The organism is Gilliamella sp. Bif1-4 (assembly GCF_001690535.1).
Classification (GTDB): domain Bacteria; phylum Pseudomonadota; class Gammaproteobacteria; order Enterobacterales; family Orbaceae; genus Gilliamella; species Gilliamella bombi.
Genome location: NZ_LZHC01000012.1, coordinates 1 through 3,004 on the forward strand (window position 1 = coordinate 1; position 3,004 = coordinate 3,004).

At 37.7% G+C, this 3,004-nt stretch carries 3 protein-coding genes; all 3 read left to right on the forward strand.

Annotation, left to right across the window (positions count from 1 at the left end):
• Nucleotides 1–750: IS30 family transposase (locus tag A9G25_RS01860; protein ID WP_065625500.1), on the forward strand; the 750-nt coding region annotated here is incomplete at its 5' end.
• Nucleotides 751–830: 80 nt separating this feature from the next.
• On the forward strand, nt 831–2,207 hold the full coding sequence (locus tag A9G25_RS12215; protein ID WP_081297109.1) for a VENN motif pre-toxin domain-containing protein: 1,377 nt from the start codon (nt 831–833) through the stop codon (nt 2,205–2,207).
• Between the two features lie 2 nt (nt 2,208–2,209).
• The gene (locus A9G25_RS01870; protein WP_065625501.1) at nt 2,210–2,557 is read left to right on the forward strand and encodes an immunity 8 family protein; all 348 of its coding nucleotides are present in this window, start codon (nt 2,210–2,212) and stop codon (nt 2,555–2,557) included.
• Nucleotides 2,558–3,004: the final 447 nt, after the last annotated feature.

Consider the following 3,004-nt stretch of genomic DNA (forward strand, 5'->3'; position numbering starts at 1 on the left):
CCAATAGAGTCTTTAGTATGGCGTCAAGTTGAAAAATACCTCATGCTTTATTACAGCCCAGAGCAGATTGCTGCACGTTTAAAGAAAATCAGCGTCCAATCAATCTATAACTACCTTTATCAAAATAAAGCGCGCTATGAACAATTCAAGCCTTATCTAAGGCGAAAAGGCAAAGCTTATCGGCATTGCAAGGCACCGAGTATTAAAGAAGGAGACCGCCGATATAAACGGTCAATTAAACAACGTCCAAGTTATGTAGAAAGTCGGAAAACGCAAGGACATTGGGAGGGCGATACCATAATTAGCCGTAAAGATAAGCAAGCATTGTTGACGTTAGTTGAGCGCAAAACTGGACTCGTACTCATTGGACGCCTTAATCAACGCACCGCCTCCGAAACGAAAGATATGATAATAAAATTGCTAACGCCGTTTAAAAAGATGGTTAAAAGCATCACCTTTGATAATGGGATGGAATTTAATTATCATCATGCGATTGAGCATTATTTAAATACTACCGTATACTTTGCGGAGCCTTATAAAAGCTGGCAAAGAGGTACAAATGAAAACACCAATGGCTTAATACGTCAGTTTATACCAAAGTCAGCGGCCATTTCATTAGTTGACGACGAACAGATAAAGAAAATACAATATCTATTGAACACACGCCCAAGAAAACGGCATAAGTTTAAAAGCCCTGCCTCCTTTTATTCGAAGGAGTTAAGACAAATTGCACTTCATGGTGTAATCTAGGTTTTTTGTAATGGCAAAGGTGGTTTTGGCATTACTGTCGGCAGCAACAAAAAATCTACGAAGACGCCTACAAAAAGGCGATGAACGAAGGCATGTCAGCGATGGGCAGTGACACCCGTCAAGGCATTGACATGGCGGTTAGTATCATCAACGGCTTAATCAGTGGCGACATGACAGGGGCAACCGCAGGGGCACTCGCGCCGAAGATAGCAACTATTATAAAACAGCATACGGAAGGTGATATAGTTGCCAACACCGTCAGCCATGCCATACTCGGTGCGGTGGTAGCCGAGCTACAAGGCAACTCTGCTCTAGTGGGTGGCTTAGGTGCTGCAGTTAGTGAATGCGGTGCTGAGGTTATTGCGGGCATACTTTACCCCAACAAAGACATCAAAGACCTAAGCCAAGAAGAAAGGCAAAAAGTCAGCGCCCTATCACAACTCGCCACAGGCCTTGCGATAGCCGCTAGCGGTGGTGATATTCAAGATGTGAATACTGGCGTTGCTGCGGGTAAAAATGCGGTTGAGAATAATGGATTAAGTTGGGGTGATGGTGGATTTGGTGGCGATTTTATTGGTCTTTCACCTGAAACAGGGGCAAATTATGAAGGTATCCTCCATGCCTCAGCAGCAGGTTATTTAACTCAAGAAGAAACAGAGGAAGCACTAGAAAGGCTCATAACAGGTAAAGATATGCCTAATGGTAGCGATTATGTTGAACTCTGGATGCGAGCCCCAGAGCAAATAGGTGCATTTTTACCAGGACCAATTAGTGCCGCTATGGCGGCACTTGCTATGGCTGATAAAGCTTTAACTGACACGGATAAGGCGGATTTGATTTCAGTACTAAACAAAGCTACAGGTGATTATTTATCTGGTGCAAATACTGAATCTTTATTAGAATTAAATACTGTTTTAAGTCGACTTGGTGCTAAAAGTTCAAATAAGCAATTCCAAGATTTTATAAAAGAAAAAGTTGAGAATAATGTAGCAAAATCACAAAAAGGTAATAAATCAAGTAAGTTTGGCGAGCATGTAAAAAATGAAAATCAGATTACTGAAAATTGGAATAATACCAATCAGGCTCATAATGTTGCTAACTCATCAAAATTAAAAGATAATTTAACAAACGAGAATTTAAACAATATAGCTAAACAAGATCCAAGATTATCTGCTGTAGTAAAAGGGGGAAATAGAGAGTTAAATTATGGTGTAGGTACTGGTACGTCAGCTGAAGCAAATAAATTAGGAATGATATGGGTTGGTGATGGAGCTAAACAAACGTCTAATGGTGGATGGATTAGTGCTGATGGGACGAGAGGATATCGACCTCCATCCAGTAAACCTAACAGCCCTTATGCTGAAACGGGTGTTCAAGCTAATTTTGAAACATATAAATTTGATGTTGATGGTAAGAGAATAAAAGTAGGTAATGGGCATTTAAATATCAAGGACTAAAAATGAAAATATTATTAAAATCGGTGGGTTCCATAGATTATGACCCAGTTATATATTTTCCTGAAGAAGAAAACCTTTTTGGAATAACATTAACTTTATCTATAGGTCCAGATAATGAAATTGGTAGTGAGTATTTTGAACTGTTTGTATGTACGCCCGAATGGTTGTGTAAGCATCAATGGTTACCAGTATTGATTCGTCATATGTTAATAGTTAGAAAATATGATTTTGAGGAAATAAAAGACACAATAAATAAATATATTGAGATGTGTACTTGTGATACTTGGTTGGAAACAGCCCAAAAACTTTCAAGGTATTTTGCTTGGGAATATGAAGATTATAAACTCTAGTAAATAATGATAAAGTTCCTATCTAAAATTGATGTGGTAACTCAAATTTAACCATACAATCCAAACACTATATTAGTGTATTTTTTATTAAAAAAGTGGCAGTTAATACTGTCACGAAATTCGATAATTAAATTTTTTATTACTAATTTTAACTTAACATGTATTTTAGTGATTATTATTTTTATGCGCCATTGTAGTAAATAAAGCCTACTTGCTATATTGTTTATAGTGTCATATATCTCTATTCAAAATAAAAAATACATTAAGTTATTATTTTTTACTCACAAAAAATTAGTCAGAAAAGCGATTGATTTTATTTGATTTTTCTTGGTGTTTTTTATGCTAGCCGTGGCGGTGATAGCCTCAGAAGCGAAAGACAAGAGCCAAAACCGCCTTGACACCGGCACAATCAGCTTTAGTGATATCGAAAACAAAGCGGACTACCAA